10 protein-coding genes are annotated in these 18,696 nt (G+C 59.2%); 1 reads left to right on the forward strand and 9 read right to left on the reverse strand.

Annotated elements, in window-relative coordinates; genetic code table 11:
- Nucleotides 1–2: 2 nt before the first annotated feature.
- The 7 genes from KJS42_RS09010 to KJS42_RS09040 form a co-directional block, all read right to left on the reverse strand.
- Nucleotides 3–746, reverse strand: a complete 744-nt coding sequence (locus KJS42_RS09010; RefSeq protein WP_213622631.1) for a response regulator transcription factor — start codon at nt 744–746, stop codon at nt 3–5.
- A gap of 27 nt (nt 747–773) precedes the next feature.
- Nucleotides 774–4,214: an AAA family ATPase gene (locus KJS42_RS09015; protein WP_213622632.1), complete on the reverse strand. Its 3,441-nt coding sequence runs from the start codon at nt 4,212–4,214 to the stop codon at nt 774–776.
- Nucleotides 4,211–5,413 (reverse strand): exonuclease SbcCD subunit D, encoded by a 1,203-nt coding sequence (locus KJS42_RS09020; RefSeq protein WP_213622633.1) that lies wholly within the window; start codon nt 5,411–5,413, stop codon nt 4,211–4,213. The genes KJS42_RS09015 and KJS42_RS09020 overlap by 4 nt, the downstream gene beginning before the upstream one ends.
- A gap of 257 nt (nt 5,414–5,670) precedes the next feature.
- Complete coding sequence (gene addA, locus KJS42_RS09025; RefSeq protein WP_213622634.1) at nt 5,671–9,690, reverse strand: helicase-exonuclease AddAB subunit AddA; 4,020 nt, start codon at nt 9,688–9,690, stop codon at nt 5,671–5,673.
- Nucleotides 9,687–13,229: a helicase-exonuclease AddAB subunit AddB gene (addB, locus tag KJS42_RS09030; protein ID WP_213622635.1), complete on the reverse strand. Its 3,543-nt coding sequence runs from the start codon at nt 13,227–13,229 to the stop codon at nt 9,687–9,689. Before addB ends, addA begins: the two co-directional genes overlap by 4 nt.
- Before the next feature lie 129 nt (nt 13,230–13,358).
- Entirely contained in the window at nt 13,359–13,505 is a 147-nt protein-coding gene (locus KJS42_RS09035) for a hypothetical protein (protein ID WP_193416385.1), read from the reverse strand.
- Between the two features lie 71 nt (nt 13,506–13,576).
- Nucleotides 13,577–14,950 (reverse strand): class I SAM-dependent rRNA methyltransferase, encoded by a 1,374-nt coding sequence (locus KJS42_RS09040; protein WP_213622636.1) that lies wholly within the window; start codon nt 14,948–14,950, stop codon nt 13,577–13,579.
- Nucleotides 14,951–15,109: 159 nt separating this feature from the next.
- Between KJS42_RS09040 and KJS42_RS09045 the strand changes: the two genes are divergently transcribed.
- Nucleotides 15,110–16,123 (forward strand): Na/Pi cotransporter family protein, encoded by a 1,014-nt coding sequence (locus tag KJS42_RS09045; RefSeq protein ID WP_213622637.1) that lies wholly within the window; start codon nt 15,110–15,112, stop codon nt 16,121–16,123.
- Nucleotides 16,124–16,277: 154 nt separating this feature from the next.
- On the opposite strand, the gene KJS42_RS09050 is transcribed toward KJS42_RS09045, so the two are convergent.
- Nucleotides 16,278–16,715, reverse strand: coding sequence for an NUDIX hydrolase (locus KJS42_RS09050; protein WP_193416388.1), 438 nt, complete (start codon nt 16,713–16,715; stop codon nt 16,278–16,280).
- A gap of 635 nt (nt 16,716–17,350) precedes the next feature.
- Nucleotides 17,351–18,694: a tRNA (N(6)-L-threonylcarbamoyladenosine(37)-C(2))-methylthiotransferase MtaB gene (gene mtaB, locus KJS42_RS09055; protein ID WP_155605601.1), complete on the reverse strand. Its 1,344-nt coding sequence runs from the start codon at nt 18,692–18,694 to the stop codon at nt 17,351–17,353.
- Between the last annotated feature and the right edge of the window lie 2 nt (nt 18,695–18,696).

Raw genomic sequence — 18,696 nt, forward strand, 5'->3', positions numbered from 1 at the left:
GGCTAGCGAGTCCTTCCAGTCAAATAATATATGGCGATTTGCGTGCGGTGTTCCAGCCCGGTTTTGTTCAGGATCGAGGTAATGTAATTGGCCACGGTTCCCTCGGAAATGAAAATTTCCTTGGCGATTTCCTTGTTGGATAACCCCTTGGCAATTCGCGACATGACCTCCAGTTCCCGTTCGGTGAACGGATCCAGATCAATCGGTGGCAGACCGGGATTTTCCGATATCGGAACCGCAGCTGAAGCGGGAGCCGGAGCAACCTCATCCGCCCGAGCGTCCTGGCGTTCCGGCTTCGCTTGCGTAACGGCTTCCCTAGGGACTGCACCGGAGGCGAGCGACTGCTTCAGCTTATCCAGCACAACGTCCTGTAGGACGTTATGGCCGTAATACACGCTTTTGATGGCGTCGCGGATCCGTTCCGGATCATTGTTTTTCAGCAAGTACCCTTTGGCCCCGAAACGGATGGCATCCATAATGTATTCATCGTCGTCGAACGTAGTCAGGATCAACGGCTTTGCCAACCCTTCCTCCGTCAACAATCGGGTCGCTTCCACACCGTTCAGGTTCGGCATCCGCACGTCCAGCAGCGCGACATCCACCGGATTTCGCCGGCAGTAATCGACCGCCTCCTGCCCGTCCTGCACCGTCTCCGACACCTCGAATTCCTCGAAGCTGTTCAATATGATCCGCATCCCCTCGCGGATAAAAGAGTTGTCATCCGCGATCAGCACCCGTATTTTCATACCGTTCCTCCGTTCCGTCCGTTTCCGTTACAACCGTTCCAGCTCAATCCGGGAGCCGGCACCCCCGCTCTCCGCAGGAATGACGACCAACTTACGGGCCAACCGCGCCCGCAGCTCGGCGACGTGGCTAATAATCCCCACCGAGAGATGATCGTGATGCAAATGCTCCAGCGAGGTAATCACCGTGTCCAACAGTTCCGGATCCAGCGTCCCAAAGCCTTCATCCAGGAAAAAGAACTGCAGCGGATATTGTCCGCGCAGCTGGATCTGCGCGGACAAGGCGAGCGCCAGTGCCAGCGAGGCCAAGAAAGTCTCTCCGCCCGACAACGTCGCTACCGGACGCTTTACGCCGCCGCTTGCATCATCGCGTATTACGAATCCGCCGCCGGAATCCGTCTCCAGGGCATATCGCTGCTTCGTCAGGAAGCGCAGACGTTGGGATGCCGCATGACTGACGTTCATTAGCTGTTCCTCCGCCACGTATTCAACAAAGGCATTACCGCGCAACGCGGACTGCAATTTGGTGAGCAAACCTGCTTCCTGTTCCAACTGGCCCCGAACCGTCTCCAACTCCTGCCAGCGGACGTGGCGGACCTGCAGGTCCTCCCAGTCCCGCTCGACGCGGGCCTTCCGTTGCAGAGCAACCTCATCTTGCTCTTTGGCGGCGATCAGCACCGCTTCGCTTTGCTGCCATTCCTCATCGCTAATCGTTTGTCCCGCTAGCTTGGCGTCCAGCTCACTAAGGCCGATCACCAGCTCCTGTTCGCGGCTGCGGTGGTTCTGTACCCTACCCGCGATGGATTCCGCTTCTCCCGGGGCGAGCAGGTTGTCCAGGACGGAGGTTTCTCCGTCGAAAGGCGATGCCGTCAGCGCCTCATGCCAGCGGGCTTGAAGCTCTGCCTCCTGCTCTCGGGCCACCATTGCCGCTTGACCGGCAAGCGCCTCCGCTTTGGCCAACTCGTGGCTACGCGCTGTGGTTTCGGTTTGCTGCACCCGACTTCTCTCCGCCAGTTTTCGAAGGGCCGTCAGCTGCTCCTTAGCTTCCGAAAGCAGCTCCTCAACAGGGCGTTCTCCAGCCAGTGTATGCAGCCTCTCCTGTTTCTCGCGCAGAAGCTCCTGTTTACTTTGCTCCTGCACTTCCCATTGCACCAAGGTTTTATCCAACTCGATCGTTTCTCCGGCTAATGCCTGAAGCTTTGCCGTCTTCTCCTCGATAAACGGCACGCTGACCGTCAGTCGGCCACGCAGGTCTTCCGCCAACCGATCTTTCGCGGCAAATGACTCCATCTGCCGGGCAGCATCCTCTGGCGAGAAGCCCGGGTATTGCTCCACCCACTCGCGCCGCTTGGCCGCGAGGGCTTCGCGGTGTTGCGCGCTGCGCGCCGCGGCCTGCTCCAGCAGCCCGGAGGCCGTTGCCGCGGCCGCTTCGGCGGCGGTACGCTGCGGCTGCAAGGCCGCCAGCGCGTTTTGCGCGGCGCGGCCTTCCTGCTGCAGCGCCTCCACCCGGCGGCGGCAAGTCGCGTGCCGCTCGCCCAGCGCCATAGCCTGCCGCTGGCGAGCAGCCAAGCCGGCAGGCGCCGGCGCAGGCACGTCCGGCGCGGCCACCTCGGCAGTAGCGGCGGCTTCGCGAGCGGCGGCGAGTGTTGCGGCCGCAGGGGCCGGTTCGCCGCCATCACGGCCGAGCGCTTGCAGCAAAGCGCCGCAAGCGTCGCGGTCGCGGGAGACGGCGAATTGCAGCTCGCGAGCCTCCGCGATCAAGGCCGCTAGCGCCTCAAGCTCCGCTTCGCCGCCGGCCGTCTCTTCGGCATCGGCCTGTGCTGGTGCCGGATGATGCGCGGAGCCGCACACGGGGCATGGCTCGCCGTGATCCAGCTGCTCTGCGAGCCGGGCGGCCCACAAGTGGCGTTCGCGGGCTTTAAGCGCTTGGCGCAGCGTCGTTTCGTCCCCTGTAAGCGCGCTAGCATATTGCCGCACTTCTTCCTCCAATGCCGCCAACTGTACGGCGGTTTCCGCGAGCTGCCCGGCAAGGATTTGCCCGGACTGCTGCACGGCGGCGACTTCGGCGGCGATTTGCTCCAGCTTGGACGATGCTTGCTGCAGGTTCGAGCGCCCTGCCGCCTCTTCGGACTCCGCCGCCGTGAGTAGCTCCTGCAGTGAGGTCAGCTGCTGAGCCAGCTGTACGGCGGCTTGCGCCAGACGGCGCTCCTCGGCCTTGACCTCCGCTTCCTTCAACTGCTGCTCCAGCTCGCGCTGGCGCGTTTGCGCTTTGGCTAGCAGTTGCTCCTCCTTCGCCGTCTGCTCGGCGAGGTTTTGCTTGCGCTGCGCGCCCTCCGCGCGCTGCGCCGCGAACCGCTGCAGCTCGGCGCCGAGGCGCGCGGCCTCTTCCTGTAGGCCGCGCGCCTGCTCCAGCTGCTCGAGCCGCACGAGCAGCGCCGGTTCCTCGCGGCCGAGCGCCGCAGCAGCGGCTTCGGCGGCCGCGCTGGCCTCGGCGGCAGCCGCCGCAGCGGCCCGAGCCGCCTGCTCGGCTTCGGCCGCCAGCTGCGCGCGCTCCGCCGCGGCGCGCTGCGCCTCTTTCCAGGCCGTGAGCACCGGCCTGAGCGCCTCGGCGGCGCCTCCGCGCGCCAGCTTCGCTTCCAGCGCGGCGACCTCGCCGCCTTGCGCGCGCAGCGCCTCAAGCTGCGCCGCGCGCTCGGCGCGCTCCACCGCCAGCTCGCGTACCTTCGCGAGCTGGTCGTAGCGCTGCTGCGCCTGCTGCAATTCGCGGCGCCGCTCGGCGGCCTGCTCCGCCGCTTCGTGCGCCGCTGCCACCGCTTGCTCCAGCGCCTCGGCGGAGGCGTTGCCGAGCCCTTGCTGCTCGGCGGCCACCTCGGCCCGGCGCTGCTCGTTGACCCGTACCTTGCGGGTTAGCTTCTGCCCTAATAAGTCGCCGTATTTCTCCAAGTGAAACAACCGCTGCAGCATCGCCCGGCGGTCCGCTCCTTTCAGGGACAGAAACTCGGCGAATTTGCCTTGGGGCAGCACAACCGCGCGGGTGAAATCGTCCATCTTGAGGCCAAGCTTCTGCTCCACACAACGCGTTACATCGGCGAGCTTGTCGGCGACGACTTTTTCCCCTTCGGGTAGGATTTCGATAAACCGGCTGATCGTATTGCTCACCGATAGCTCACCCTGCCGTTTAAAGCGTCGCTCCACGCGATAGCGTTCCGTGCCGGCGGCGGAGTTCAGCTCGAACGTAAACGCCACGAACAACGTGTCCTCCGAATGATTCATGATGCCTTGGGTTCCGCCGGATGCCCGGCCGACCTTGCCGTACAAGGCCAACGTAATCGCGTCCAAGATCGTCGACTTCCCGCTGCCCGTCGGCCCAAAAATGCCAAACAATCCCGTCTCGCACAGCTCTGTGAAATCGATCGTCTGCGACTCGCGGTAGCTTTGCAGCCCGGCTAATTTCAGCGTAATCGGCTTCATCGGCTTCCCCCCTCCGCAAGTTCATCTTCGCTCGAAGCCTCGTCCTCTCCCTCGAAGACAAGCGACATAAACAGCTCAACCAATTCCTCCTCGGGCTCCGCCCCGCCGGTTTGACGCTGATAAAACTTCCGAAACAGCTCATGCACCGGCACGCTCGCGCGGGACGTCAGTTCGTCCTCCTCCAGTTCCCGTCCGGGATACACCGGCCGAATATGCACGATACCCTCATGGGCTTTGCGCAGCGCCTGGATATCGCCTAGTGACATCGCTTCGGTTAGGCTGATTTCGAGGTCGATAAACGCATTAGCGTCCCGTCCCTCCTCCAGCCAGCGATACGCTTCCGCCAGTCCGCCCCGACAGCTCCAACGGACCAACGGCCGACCGCTGCTCAGAAACAACTCCTCCAGGATCGGCTCTTTGCCGGGCGCCACGTCCAATAACATCACCGACTTGGCTTGTCCCGCCTCGGAAAAAGAATACGCCAACGGCGACCCGCTGTACCGGGTCAATCCGCCGCCTTTGACCGCCTGCGGCCGGTGCAGATGGCCCAGCGCCGTATATTGCGCGCCTACGTCGAGCGCGGACGGGTCAACGGTATAAGCGCCACCAACTTGGATCGGACGTTCGGAATCGGACTCCAGTCCGCCGAGTACATAAATATGGCTCATTGCGAGATTAACCGTGTCCGGACGGAATGCGCCCGCCAACTGCCGCATCAGCAGCCCCACCTTAGCGCTGTAGGCGAGCCGCAGCTCGGACTCGTCCGCATCCCCAGCCAGCAGCTCGGACAGGCGGGCTTCCGACGGATATGGCAGTGCGGCGATGATCGCCGTTTCCCCGGTGCGGGCAACGGGGACGGTGATCGCCTTCGGTACCGGCAGCCCCACCAACGAGATGCCCCGGCGCGCAACCAGCGGTGACACTGCGGCCACCCGTTCCGGCTGGTCATGGTTGCCTGCGATCACTGCCAGATGGCAGCCGGTCTCCGTCAGCCTTGCCGCCGCTTCGTAGAACATTCCCTCCGCCGCGGCCGGCGGGTTCACGCTGTCATAGACGTCACCTGCCATCAGGACGAGATCGACCTGTTGCTCCTTCACCATCCGCGCCAGCTCCTCCAAGAACGCCTCCTGCTCTGCAAGCCGGCCGCGTCCTTCCAGCGTACGTCCCAAATGCCAATCGCCCGTATGTAATATACGCATCCGTTTCTCCCCCTTGATCCCGCCAACGAACGCCGGCGTTCAACATCCTAGTTCTTCAACAATACAGTTACATAAACTCTAGTATTTGACTCTAGTATATTCCATTGCTAGCTTAGGAAGCTCACCGAAAGAAATAGAGTGAACAGATGTCGCTATTCCGGCAATATCGCTATATTTCCTTAACCGCACGGATTTGCCGAAATAAGAACATCATTTCACTCTATCTGTATCGGTGCTTCTTAGTTTAATAGATTCTCTTACAGCTTCACCGCTTGGCCGCCATCGAAGAAATACAGCCACTTCTCGTCAACCGCCGCGCCGGTGATTTCTTCGACCGCTTTGGCGTACAGCTCCAGCTGGAACCGGTACGATTCCGCCAGCGCCGTCGTGCCGCCGCGATGCTCCAGCACCCGGTCGCTTTTGTAGTCGAGCAGGTACACTTTGCCGTCCACGGCGAAAAGGCAGTCCACGATCCCCTGGATCAGCACGATTTCCCCGTCCAGCTCCCGGATCGCTTCGCCAGCAAATGCACCGGCCAGAGCTTCATCCGCTGCCTCCAGGCCTCCAAGCTGAGGCGAAGCTTCCGCCGCGGGCAGCCCATAGCTGAACGGCATTTCTCGCTTCACCCAATCCGCCTGACGCAGCAGCTCGCCCAGCGGGCTTAACAGCAATCTCGCGATGTTCTCCGCGTCGATTGCGGCCGCCTGCTCGGTGGTCATGATCTGCCGCTCGACGAGTCCGGTCAGCGTCGCTTGAACCACACCGATCCCCGGCTCCGCATCAAACGGCAGATGCTGCATCAGCGTGTGGTATGCAACCCCGCGTTCGGTTGGCGTCAGCTTGCGCTGCTCCATGAATCGCGGCCGCCGCAGATGCAGCTTGAACTCGGGTTGCTCCGCCGCCTCCGCCTGCTCCCGTTCGTGCGCCAGCTCCGCTTCGGCGAAGACGTCACGCGCCGGTTCCTCTTGCATCGCCAACAGCGCCTTCATCTCCGTCACAGAGGTTTTGGCCGCTATCCGGCTGGCTGCAGCATAAGGATACGTCCAGCTTAGCCGGGTCGCCACTTCTTCTTTCACCGCAGCGGCTTCTGAATCGTCCACCGCTCCCGGCAGAACCGCTACTGGGCCTCCTTGAAGCAACGCCTTGATTTGCGCCGGATCCGCCGCATGCTCCGCGGTGGCCGCCGCTTCCGCTCCGCCGGTCTGTCCCGCCGCACGAGCGGAAATAAACGCGACATTCCACTCGGATGGGCTGTCCGCCAACAGGGTGGAGCCCGTTTCCGGCAGCCCGGCGAACTGCCGAAGCTCCCGAGCACTCGGGTGGCGAATCAAGGCCGGGCCAATCCAGTCGAGGTAACAGCGACCCCGCGCCAGCAAATAATCCGGCAGTTGTTCGCCGTCAGCCTCCAGCGCGCCGCCCCAGACTTCGACGGATTTGGTGAGGCTCTTCACCGAAGAGACAAGCACAAGCTTGTCCTTCGGGCGGGTTAGCGCCACGTATAACACGCGCATTTCCTCCGCTAATAGCTCCATTTGCGCCCGTCGCCGGATGGCCAGATTCGGCAGCGTCGGGTAGCTGACGCGAGTATCCGCGTCAACGTATTTCGGGCCAAATCCCATCTCCTTATGCATCAGGAATGGCGCATTCAAGTCCTGTCGGTTAAATTGCTTCGACAATCCGGCGACAAACACGACCGGAAACTCCAAGCCTTTACTCTTGTGGATCGTCATCATGCGAACGCCATCGCCTTGCTCCCCGCCATCTCCTGGCGCGCCGAGGTCGCCGCCGTTCTCGCGTAGCCGGTTCACGTAGCGCAGGAAGCGGAACAAACCCGGTGCAGAGGAGGACACCTCGTATTGTTTCGCCCGGTCCAGCAGCGCCTGCAGGTTGCTTTGGCGCTGAGTTCCGCCGGGCAGGCCGCCGACCCATTCCAGATAACCGGTTTCCCGGTAAATCTCCCGAATCAGATCGCCCAATTGCCCGACTCGGGCCAAGCCGCGCCAAACCTCCAACTGCCGCAAGAAGGCTAGCAGCTTGAGCGACAGCACATCACGTTCAAGCCCAGCCACCGGGGTTAAAGACTCTCCCCCCGAATCATTCATTTGGTTGTCTCCGCCTTCCGGCGACATCTCCGCATTCCCGTCAGCAGCCCTTGCGAGCACCGCCTCATAATAACGGCCACCAGGGGATGCGAGGCGGATGTCCGCCAGCTCCTCCTCGGAGAAATCATAGAGCGGGGAGCGCAACACCGCCGCCAGCGGGATGTCCTGCAGCGGGTTATCAATGACCTGCAAGAGCGACAACATCGTTTCGACCTCGGAAGCCTGAAAATACCCCTGGCTCAGTTCCCCGTATGCCGGGATCCCTTCTACCCGAAGCTCCTCAATCATGGCCGGTGCCCAGGTCAGCGTCGAACGCAGCAAAATCACCATGTCCCGGAAAGTCACCGGACGCATCGCCTGCAGCTGTTTATCAAAAATGCGCAGCGGTTCGCCGCCTTCCCCCAGCATCCCGCGGATACGGGCCGCAATCGCACGGGCCTCCAGACGCACCGCTTCAATCAAAGCGGCCTCATCTTCCTCTTCCCCGCCTTCGCCTTGCGTCGTTTCGCCGTCTCCGCGGTCGGATGATTCCGAATTTCCTCCCGAACCCGCGTCGCGATCAATCAGCAATAACTCGGGGCGATAATCCTCTATAGCCTCAAGTGGAAAACCTTCTCCATACACCAACTCGGCGCGGGGATCGTAAGAAATTTCCGCCACGCTTTCGTTCATGATTTGCCGGAACAGTAAATTCACCGCGTCGACGACCTCGCGCCGGCTGCGAAAGTTCCTGGCTAAATCGATACGCAGCCCGGCCCCGTCAAAATCATCCCCATAGGTCCGATATTTCTCCAGGAACAAACCAGGCTCGGCCAAACGGAAGCGGTAAATACTCTGCTTCACGTCACCGACCATAAACCGGTTGCCCGGGTTCTCCCGGGCGATCAACCGTACGATCGTCTCCTGAACTGTATTGGTATCCTGGTATTCGTCCAGCAGCACCTCATCGAACTGCTGGCGGTATTCCAGAGCGGCGTCGGACGGACGGAGCTCGCCCGGCTCCGAATCCGGATGCCGTAGAATCCGCAGGCAATAATGCTCCAGATCAGAGAAATCGAGCCAGCCTTTAGAGACCTTGTGCAGACGGTAACGTTCCCCGAATTCGCTGACTAAACCGGATAGGGCGCCAAGCAATGGAGCCATGTCATGCATCTCCCGCAAAAATGCCTCCGCCGGCCGCCCGTACAGCTGCGAGCGCAAATCGGCGAGGGTCTTCTTCGCATCTTCCCGCAGCGCCTTCACCCGCTCCTGGATATCCGGATCGGTCTGATCTTTCTTCACCGGCTTCAGTTTGCCGAAGCTCGCCCCCTGAAACACGTCGTACAACGAAGCCCAAGCTCCTCCAGCCACCGCTTCATGCAGCGACTGGACAACGTTAAGGTCTTCCTCCAGCGTCACGGCGTAAGGCTCCGGTCCTCCCGGAGACAACGCCAACGCCTTCGCTTGCGACAGCAGGCTCATCGCGCCTCCAAGCGCCAATGCCGTATCGGCCAGCAGGCTTTGGACCCATGCGCTCTTCTCCAAGGCGTCCAGATCCGGTGCCAAAAAGGCCGAGGACGCTTCCTGCAGCCAATGATCCGGCCAAGGATGGCTGCGGGAGAAATCGTAAAGCCGCTGTATCAGCGTAAACACAGCCGCATCGCTGCGCTCCCCGCCAAACCGATCGACCAGCTTTACAAACGGGCTGTCCACCGGTTCGCTGCCGTATTTTTCCTCGAGTAGCTCCTCAAGTACCTCTTGCCGCAAGAGCGCCGTTTCACTTTCCGAAGCGATCCGAAAGCCCGGATCCAGCGGAATCAACGTATAGTAGCGCTGAATGACCTCCATGCAGAAGGAGTGGAGCGTTGTAATCGAAGCCCGCCCCAACATGGCCAACTGACGATTCAAATACTCATTGTTCGAATCCTTGGCAAGCTCCTTCTCCAGCGCTTCCGTGATCCGCCCCCGCATCTCCGCGGCCGCTGCTTTGGTGAACGTAGCGACCAACAACCGATCAACGCTTAACGGCTGCTCGCGGTCCATCAGCTTTCGGATGATCCGTTCGACAAGCACCGCTGTCTTGCCGGAGCCAGCCGCTGCTGCCACCAGCATATCGCCGCCGGACAGGGCAATCGCCCGCCATTGGTCATCACTCCAATAAGTGCCGGCCGGTTTGGGTTTCATCGTGGTTGTCATGAAGGGGTCGTCTCCTTTCCGCTCTCCTGTCCAAGGAGCTGCCAAATCTCGTTTTTGCCCGGCTTGCCGAGTACGTGGTACGCATTTCCGTCCAGCGACTCTTCGAACCGGCACACCGGTTTGTAGGGACAAAACGTACAAGCCGTCTCCATCCCAAGTCGGTAAGGGGCAATCTGCACGTCACCGTCGGTGATGCGGGTGCCAATCTCGGTGATCGTCTGCCGCACGGAACCCAGCAGCGTATCCCACTGATCCGGCGTCGCCACAGAAGCGCTGCTGTAGAACCCGCCGTCCGCCTTAAGCGCAACGGGGATAATCTCCGAATACCCTTTTTCCAGCTGCGCGTCCATTTTCGCGATCACATCCCGGTCCGCCAGCAGCAGGCCTTTCATTTTGAACCGCTTCAACAATTCTTGCTGCGCCTGCTCCGCACTCATGCCGTTACTGCTCTGCAGCAGCGGATTGTGCACGTGGAAATACAACGTGCCTGCCGGAAGCGCTGGCTCGCCTAACCAGGCTTCCGCCGAGGACAGCAAGACATCCAGGTAGGTGAGCATTTGCAGCGACAAGCCGTAATACACTTCATGCAGCTTCAGATCGGTCTGACTCGACTTGTAATCAATGACCCGCAGCAGCAAGCCTTGTTCGCCTTCCGCCATATCAACCCGGTCAATCCGGCCAACGATTTCCATGACGCAGCCGTTAGGTAACTCAAACGTCAGTGGAGGCAGTGACCGCCCCGGTCCGAAATCCAGCTCCAGCCCGACCGGTTCGAAGCTGCCGCGCCGCGCCTGCTCGCCAAGGATCAGCGAAGCCCGGCCGACGATGGCTTTGAGCTTACGGGAGATATACCCGTAACGCTTGGAGCTTAACAGGATTTCTCCCTGAAGCTTCGGTGCGAGTTCATCGACCGCCGTGTTCGCCGCTTGAATCGCTTCCTCTGGCGTGAGGCTACCCCAACTGCGGTTTTGCGCCTTGAAGGTAATTGCCATCTGACTGAGTGCAGCATGGAACAGCTGCCCGATATCCGGCGCTTGCAGCCGGTAGAGCTGACGTTCCTTCAGCTTCAGTCCATGGGAAGCGAAATGCGCGAACGGACAAGCCGAGAACTGCTCCATCCGTGACACGCTCGTCCGCAGCCGCTTGCCGTATAACCGCCTGCTGGTCGCCGGCGTCAAGCCGCGCACCCGATTTCGATAATCCAGCGAAGTGAGCAAACGCGATGCTTTGCTCTCCCATTCCGGTTGGGTCTTGTACCATTCCAGCACGCGCCACCATAACGGCGAAATGGGCTCCCCCGCTTTCCATCGCCGCAGTTGACCAATCAAAGCGCTGAGCGCGGGTCCTGGTCGCGAGACAAACTCCATTGGCAAAGCAGCCTGGTCGTCCAGTCCATCGGCAGGTCCCGGCGCTAAGGCAAGCGGCCGCTCCTGAAGTCCCGGGAAGATCCGTTTCACATGTCGGATGACCTCGGACGGCAGAAGTGCGCCGCCCTCCCCGTCCGCAGCCGGATAGCTAAGCCACAGCGAGCGGCTCGCCCCCGACAACGCCTCATACACGAGAAAGCGCTCATCCAGCAGCTTGCGAGCAAGCCCCGGGGCCAGCTCTAAGCCGATCTCCGCCAGACGCTGGCGCTCCTGCTCGCTAAGCACGCCCTCCTCTTGCAGGTTCGCCGGCATGATTCCTTCGTTAATTCCCAGCAGGAACAGATGCTTGACCTGCCCCGAACGCGTACGCTCGGTGCTCCCGATCAGCACCTGGTCGAGCGAAGGCGGCACCAGCGACACCTTGAGCTCCTTCAGTCCGGTCTCCAGCACGCCGGCAAACAGCTCCAGCTCCAGAGGCTCGTCCCCCATCATTTCCACGATCTGGTCCAACACATCAAGCACCGCACCCCATAATTGGCGATGCTCCATCGCCTGGCGAGGCTTGCCTTCTCGTACCATCTGGTGCGCTAGCACATCCAGGCGCTGAGCCGCCTCAACGCTCTCCAGCAACTGATACACGGCGGCACACATGTCGGCGGCGTTTTTCGCCTTCCGGATCTCTTTCTCGAACGCCGACAAAGGATCAGCAACCGCAGCGCGGCAACGTTCTAGCAGTTTCAACTGCTCCAAGGCCTTGGCCGAAGCCGTTGTTTGATCATCCTGCTCGAGCGACAGGCTTGGCGCGGACTTCCATGGCCGCCCGTCAAACCAACGGTAGCCTTGAATGCCGCTCGCCAACGCATAATTCTCCAGCATATCCATATGTTCGCGCGTCAAGCTGCCGTCCAGCGGCAGAAGAAATTCACTTTTTACGCAGCGGAATACGTCATCATATTTCCAAAACCCGAGCACGACGTCCAGCGCCGCACGGATAAATTCAACCATCGGGTGAAACAACATGCTTGTCTTCTGATCAAGAAAACAAGGGATCCCGTAGGCTTCCATCGTCGGAGCGAGCAGCTCTTCGTAATCCCCTAGATTACGAACCAGCAGCGCCATATCCCGCCAGCGTATTCCTTCTTCCCGAGCCAAGCGCACCATCTCGCGAGCGGTGCCTTCAACCTCGGCGCGCCGGCTGGCTGCCCGGTGTATAGACAAAGCCCGTCCCAGATCTTGCGGTGGAGTTGACTGCGGCCACGGTGAGCGCCGCTCGTAAGCTGACTCCAGATACGAAAGCGTCTCGCTCTCCCGAAAACGGGGAAATGGACGCTCCTCCAGCAGCTCGGCTGGCTGGACTTCAATTCCAGCCTCCGCAGCCAGTTGGTTCAATTTGACGAAGGCGGATGCGGGTGTGTGGAACAGATTTAACTCATGCGGCAGCGTTCCGTCATTATAGGTTCGTTCCAGCGTCAACGAGATCGTGACAGACGCGGCGGCCTTGAGCAGTTCGATAATCGCCGTGTATTCCTGCGGGGTAAACGTATGGAATCCGTCGATCCAAATCTCTGCCCCCCGCAAATAATCCGATTTCCCAGCTCCCTGTGCCAGCTTGACCACATGGTCCTCGTTGTCGATGTACAAGCGGGACAGCTCCTCGTCGAATTCGGCGAACAGCAGGCTAAGGTCGTGCATTTTATCCTTCAGTAACGGGGACTCTCCTTCGCTTTGTTCCAAAAGGCGATAGTGCTCCTGCAAAGTCGGGAAATCCACGTTATATTTTTTCATTTCCGTATACAGTCCGGCGATCCGGTCGATTAATCCGAGCTGATCCCCGCCGTGCCCAAACAGCTTTAACTCGCCTTTCCGACGGCGCATGAGCTTGTACAGCAGCATTTTCTTGCCTTCGTCATCGATCGGTACAAGCGCCGCACCGCCGGTTTCCTGCATGACGCGCAGCGCCAGGCGGCGAAAGCCCAGCACCTGAGTGCGGACGGTACCGCGAAGTCCCGGGGCGGTGGCGATCCGCTGTTCGATTTGGAAGGTGCCTTGTTCCGGGGTTAAGATGATGAGCGGCGGACCGGTGGGATGCTCGCGCAGTGCCGCGGTTACCCGGTCGAGAATGAGGCTGGTTTTGCCGCTGCCGGAGCGGCCGAGTATGAACCGTAAAGACATGGAAGTACCTCCTACCACGGACAATTCGTTAGTTTTCAGTATAGCATAAATACGATCAAACATTCGCATATAAAAAATAGCCCCGCTCCGCGATAATCGCGAAACGAGGCCCATCTATCCCTGTTCAATTCAGAAATCAGCCTGTTGCCTACTTTTCATGTAGCTGTCCATCCATTCCGGGTGAGTCGGGATGTTTCGGACGAAATCGAGCAGCAAGCCTAGACCCGATTTGGCGTCCCCTTGCGCAAAGGCTTCATTGTACCCTCTCCCTTTCATTTTTCCTCTTACCCTTAGCTATCGGCAGAAATCAGGAAAAATGTTACATCCTTGTCTCTTGGTTTCCAAGGTTAGAGAGCGTCTTTACTACGCACCTCGAAAATGGCGAATTTCAGGTAATGTCCTTCGTCGACCCCCAGAATTTGAGGATGGTCTTTTCCAGCCGCCCGCCATTCGACCAGGCGCAGCACTTTTCCGGCATCCTCCGCGGCCTCCAAAATCGTCTCCAGGAACAGATCCGGCCGCATGTGGTAGGAGCAGCTGGCCGTTACCAAATACCCGCCTTCGTTAACCAGCTTCATGCCGTGAAGGTTAATGTCCTTGTAGCCTCGGCAGGCACCTTTGACCGCCGATTTCGTCTTGGCGAACGCCGGCGGATCGAGAATGACGACATCCCAGGTCCGTCCGCCGCCGGCCGTCAGCGGTACGGAAGTATCGACCTTGCCGTCCTGAGCCGCCCTGCGCGTCCGCTCCTCCAGACCCTTCACTTGGCTGCGCAAATAGTCAAACGCGTCGGCCACGACAAATTCAACGCGGTCGGTGAACCCGTTTAACTCGACGTTCCGTTTCGCGCTTTCGATCGCATGCTCGGAGATATCGAGGCAGGTTACCTTTTTCGCCCCGTATTGGCAGGCGTGCAGGGTGAAGCTTCCGGTGTGTGAGAAGCATTCCAGCACGGTCGCCCCGTCCCAATATGGGAAGGTGACCTCTTTGCCGTTCCGGTTGACCGGTGCAAGTCGAACTCCGCCGTCTTCCGTGGGCAACTCCTGCAGTGCGATGCCGCTGCGCTCGCCCCAACCGGTCATCAGCGGCTTGATGGAGGCCCGATTTTCCCGTTGGTCGAAGAAATATCCCGTTTTTTGCCCCTGCTCGATATCCACTTCAATCTGGAGCCCGTTCTCCGTCACGATGACATGACGCGGCGGCTCTCCGAAGATCGGACCCTTCACCTGCTCCAGGCCTTCCATTTCACGCACGGATACGTCGCTGCGTTCGTAGATGCCAACGGGATGCAACACTTCCGTCAGCGCCGCGACGATCTGCTCTCGGCAGCGGTCCATCCCCAACGTCAGCAGTTGCACGACCAGCACCTCTCCAAACTTGTCTACGATCAGACCAGGCAGAAAGTCCGCTTCCCCGTAGACCAGCCGGTAGGCATCCTCTTTCACGAACCGTTCCCGATGCTTCAAGCATTCCGTAAACCGACGGACAAAAAAGGCGGTGTCCATCGCCGCCAGCGGCGTATAGGATACGACGCGGACGGTAATTTGCGAAGCCGGATTGTAATACCCTGTTGCCAGGTAGCGGTGTCGGTAATCGACAATTTCAACCAAAGCGCCCGGCTCTACGTTACCTTCTACACTCTCAATTTCGTTCTTGAAGATCCAAGGATGCCCTTTTTCCAACCGTTTCTTACGGCTGCGCTGCAGTATAACCCTTGCCACTCGATACTTCACTCCTCATAAAAAAAGTAAGCCAATGCTTCTTGGCGCCTCTTCGGCTCGGACCTGCGCCTGCTTTGCTAGCATGGAAGTTGTCCGTCCGTCATATATGTAACTTGTACGAATGTAGCCTTTTATTTTTCGGGAAAGGGGATCGCCGATATGTTTCAAGACATCTTGTTCCCGGTGACGTTTGGGCTCGCCCTATTCCTGTTTGGCATGAAGGTCATGGAGGCTTCCCTGCATGCTTGGGCCGGCCCCAAGCTGATCGGTTTTCTTCATCGGACAACGCGAACGCCTTGGACCGGCTTGCTGTCGAGTACGCTGATCACGGCCGTTCTGCAGAGCAGCACAGCCGTTACGGTCATGACAATCGGGCTCGTTAACGCTAGGTTGTTGTCCTACGCGCGAACGTTAGGGATCATCCTGGGAGGCAATATCGGAACCTGCCTGACCACGGAACTGCTTGCCCTTAATATAGCCAAGCTAGGCGTTCCCATGCTCATCGTTTCGTTAGGGATGTGGGCGGCCGCCGTGCTTGGCGGCGAAATGCTGCCCGGCTATATTCAGCGCCGCTTGCCTTGGCTGCAACCCTTGCAGTTTGGTGCCCTTGCTATGGCCGGCTTCAGCCTCGTGATGATCGCGATTCGCTTCATGCAATCGATCGGTCCGGCGCTGGAGGAACGCGGCGTAATCTCATGGCTGTTGGAGCATGCCACTGGCAGCCTGCTGTGGGGCGCCTTCGCCGGCGCCGTCCTGACGGCGATCATTCACAGCAGTGCCGCGGTCGTCGCCATGACGATGGGACTTGCCGCCAGCGGTGCCCTGCCGGTGGAGTTTGGGATCGCCATGGTCATCGGCTCCAACGTTGGCACCTGCGTCACCGCAGTGATCGCCGCGATCGGCGGCAACCGGTCGGGCCGATTCGTCGCCTGGTCGCATGTGACGCTAAACGTGCTGGGGGCAGCGTTGTTCCTGCCGCTGGTTCCGCTGTTGCAAGGGATGGCAGCCTCGCTGACCGGCGATCTCTCGGCGCAAATCGCCCATACGCAAACGATTTTTAATGTCGCATGCTCTTTGCTCGCGCTGCCGTTTTGTTATTTACCGATTTGGTCCCGGCTGGATCGGTCCGATGATCATCTCTCCGGCCGTATTCTTCCGAATACGAAGGTGTAGGAGTAGGTGCAAAAATGCAGTTATTTTCGCCGATATCCTCCATTTCTCAAATACCGTAAAAAATAACTGCACTCTAGCGTTTGTTTCAGCGTCTTGGGTGAATTCCGAAGAAATAACTGCACATAGTCAACTATTTCCGTCATCCTCCACCTTTCTAACCTAGCGGCTCGACGCCAAGCATCTTTAGCGCATTTTCCAAGATAAAGTCATTGTTGTCGTAACCGGCTTTCCGCTGCTGACGCCAAGCCTCCTGCGGCTCGTACCAGGACACGCTGCGGATCTCCTCAAGCTGAGGCTGGAGCGCCCCGCTTTGCCACTCCACCAGGTAGTAATGCACTTCTTTATCGACGTTCCCAAGTTTGGGATGATGGTAAGTATAAGCGATGATATCGATGAGTCTATCAATCCGGCCCACAATGCCGGTTTCCTCCAAAATTTCGCGCAGCGCCGTTTGCTCAACGGTTTCCCCCGGCTCTCTCTTCCCCTTCGGAAACGATATTTTGCCGTAACGGTCGGTAATCAGCTGCACTTGCAGCCGCCCGTCTTGGAAGCGATAGACGACGCCTCCTGCAGAGATTTCTTTGAATGGCATTCTGGCTGTACCTCCTTAAAATGACTCAACCCGGGGCTCAACCCTCCCAAACCGGGACTCAACCCTCCCAAACCCTCCCTTACCGTAAGGGAGGGCCCCCAAGGGCCCGCTGCCCTAGGGGATCCCGCAAACTGGACGAACGTGGGATCGGCTGAGGCGCTCCTGACCGCTGTTCCCTTCGGGAATGCGCTTGACATTGGCTCATGGAACGCTTTTCCCCCTTCGGGTACGTCTTACTTCTTGCGCTCCCGGGTTACCTGCTAAACCTAGAGAACGTGAGATCGGCTGAGGCGCTCCTGCCGCTGTTCCCTTCGGGAATGCGCTTGACGTTGGCTCGTGGAACGCTTTTCCCCCTTCGGGTACGTCTTACTTCTTGCGCTCCCGGGTTACCTGCTAAACCTAGAGAACGTGAGATCGGCTGAGGCGCTCCTGCCGCTGTTCCCTTCGGGAATGCGCTTAACGTGGGCTCGTGGAACGCTTTTCTCCCTTCGGGAATGCGCTTGTTACCTTCCATGTTACTTGTTAATTATAGGTGCAGCGTACTCATACTTCCAATTCGCCCTTATGTAACAACAAGGATTTCAACCCCCGACGGGGTGAAATCCTTGGCTCATGCCCGATAGAGGGCGCAAGTATTAAGCTAGAGCTTGCGAGGCTTCGTCTAGGACGCGGACCCATTGGCCTTCGCTGGTGTTGACGTCCGCTTGGGTTAGCTTGACGCGGCATATTTTGCCGGTCAGGTCCGGGGTGCCCGGGAAGCGGATTTGCAAGTAGTTATCGCTGAAGCCAGTCACGAAACCGTCCCCGGCGGTGCCTTTCTCATCCCTCTCCGGGATGACGTCCAGCACCTGGCCGACGAACTTCTCGGCATAAGCCAGTTGCATTTGCTCGGACAACTCGATCAACTCATGCACGCGGGCATGCTTCACGTCCTCGTCGACTTGGTCCTCCATCCGCGCGGCTGGCGTTCCGCTCCGCTTGGAATAAGGGAACACGTGCATCTCGGAGAAGCCGATGCGTTTGATTGCCTCGAAGCCCTCGCGGAACAGCTCATCCGTTTCCCCGGGGAAGCCAACGATGATATCCGTCGTAATGGCAACGTCCGGCATGAAATCGCGGATCATTTTGATTTTATGCTCAAACTCTTCGATGGTGTACTTTCTTCTCATGCGCTTCAATACTTCGTTGCTGCCTGCTTGCAGCGGGATATGGAAGTGGCGGCACATTTTCGAGGAATTCTTCAACACCTCAAGCATACGCTCGTCGATTTGGCTTGCTTCGATCGAACTGATCCGGATGCGGCCAAGTCCTTCTACTTTGTCCAAATCCCAAAGCAAGTCGGATAAACGGTAGTTTTCGAGATCATCCCCGTATCCGCCTGTATGGATGCCCGTCAGGACGATCTCGTTGTACCCTGCGGCGACTAACTGACGCGCTTGTTGGATAACGCTTTGCGGGTCACGGCTGCGCGACAAGCCACGAGACCATGGGATAATACAGAAGGTACAGAAGTTGTTGCAGCCCTCCTGGATCTTCAGGAACGCACGGGTATGATCGGCGAAATTTGGCACGTCCAGCTCTTCGAACTCCCGCGTTTTCATGATATTGCGAACTGCATTAATCGGCTTGCGCTGCTCTTGAAGCTGCTTCACGTAAGGGATAATCTTGTCCCGGTCCTGCGTCCCAATGACCAAGTCTACGCCGGGGATGTCCAAAATCTCCGCAGGCGATGTCTGCGCGTAACAGCCGGTCACCGCTACAATAGCTTCCGGATTGCGGCGCACGGCACGCCGAATAATTTGACGGCTCTTCTTGTCGCCGGTGTTCGTAACGGTACAGGTATTGATTAAATAGACGTCAGCGGCCGATTGCTCGAAATCAACCTGCTCGTAGCCTTCGTTTTTAAATAGCTGCCAAATGGCTTCGGTATCATAGAAATTAACTTTACAGCCCAAGGTGTAAAAGGCGACGGTTGGCATCG

Source organism: Paenibacillus sp. J53TS2, from assembly GCF_018403305.1.
GTDB lineage: Bacteria > Bacillota > Bacilli > Paenibacillales > Paenibacillaceae > Fontibacillus > Fontibacillus rhizolycopersici.

Coding starts and splice junctions, on each gene's coding strand:
- KJS42_RS09015 (WP_213622632.1), bottom strand. CDS start 4,214: ATGAAGCCGATTACGCTGAAATTAGCCGGGCTGCAAAGCTACCGCGAG.
- KJS42_RS09035 (WP_193416385.1), bottom strand. CDS start 13,505: ATGAAAGGGAGAGGGTACAATGAAGCCTTTGCGCAAGGGGACGCCAAA.
- addA (WP_213622634.1), bottom strand. CDS start 9,690: ATGACAACCACGATGAAACCCAAACCGGCCGGCACTTATTGGAGTGAT.
- KJS42_RS09045 (WP_213622637.1), top strand. CDS start 15,110: ATGTTTCAAGACATCTTGTTCCCGGTGACGTTTGGGCTCGCCCTATTC.
- addB (WP_213622635.1), bottom strand. CDS start 13,229: ATGTCTTTACGGTTCATACTCGGCCGCTCCGGCAGCGGCAAAACCAGC.
- mtaB (WP_155605601.1), bottom strand. CDS start 18,694: ATGCCAACCGTCGCCTTTTACACCTTGGGCTGTAAAGTTAATTTCTAT.
- KJS42_RS09050 (WP_193416388.1), bottom strand. CDS start 16,715: ATGCCATTCAAAGAAATCTCTGCAGGAGGCGTCGTCTATCGCTTCCAA.
- KJS42_RS09010 (WP_213622631.1), bottom strand. CDS start 746: ATGAAAATACGGGTGCTGATCGCGGATGACAACTCTTTTATCCGCGAG.
- KJS42_RS09020 (WP_213622633.1), bottom strand. CDS start 5,413: ATGCGTATATTACATACGGGCGATTGGCATTTGGGACGTACGCTGGAA.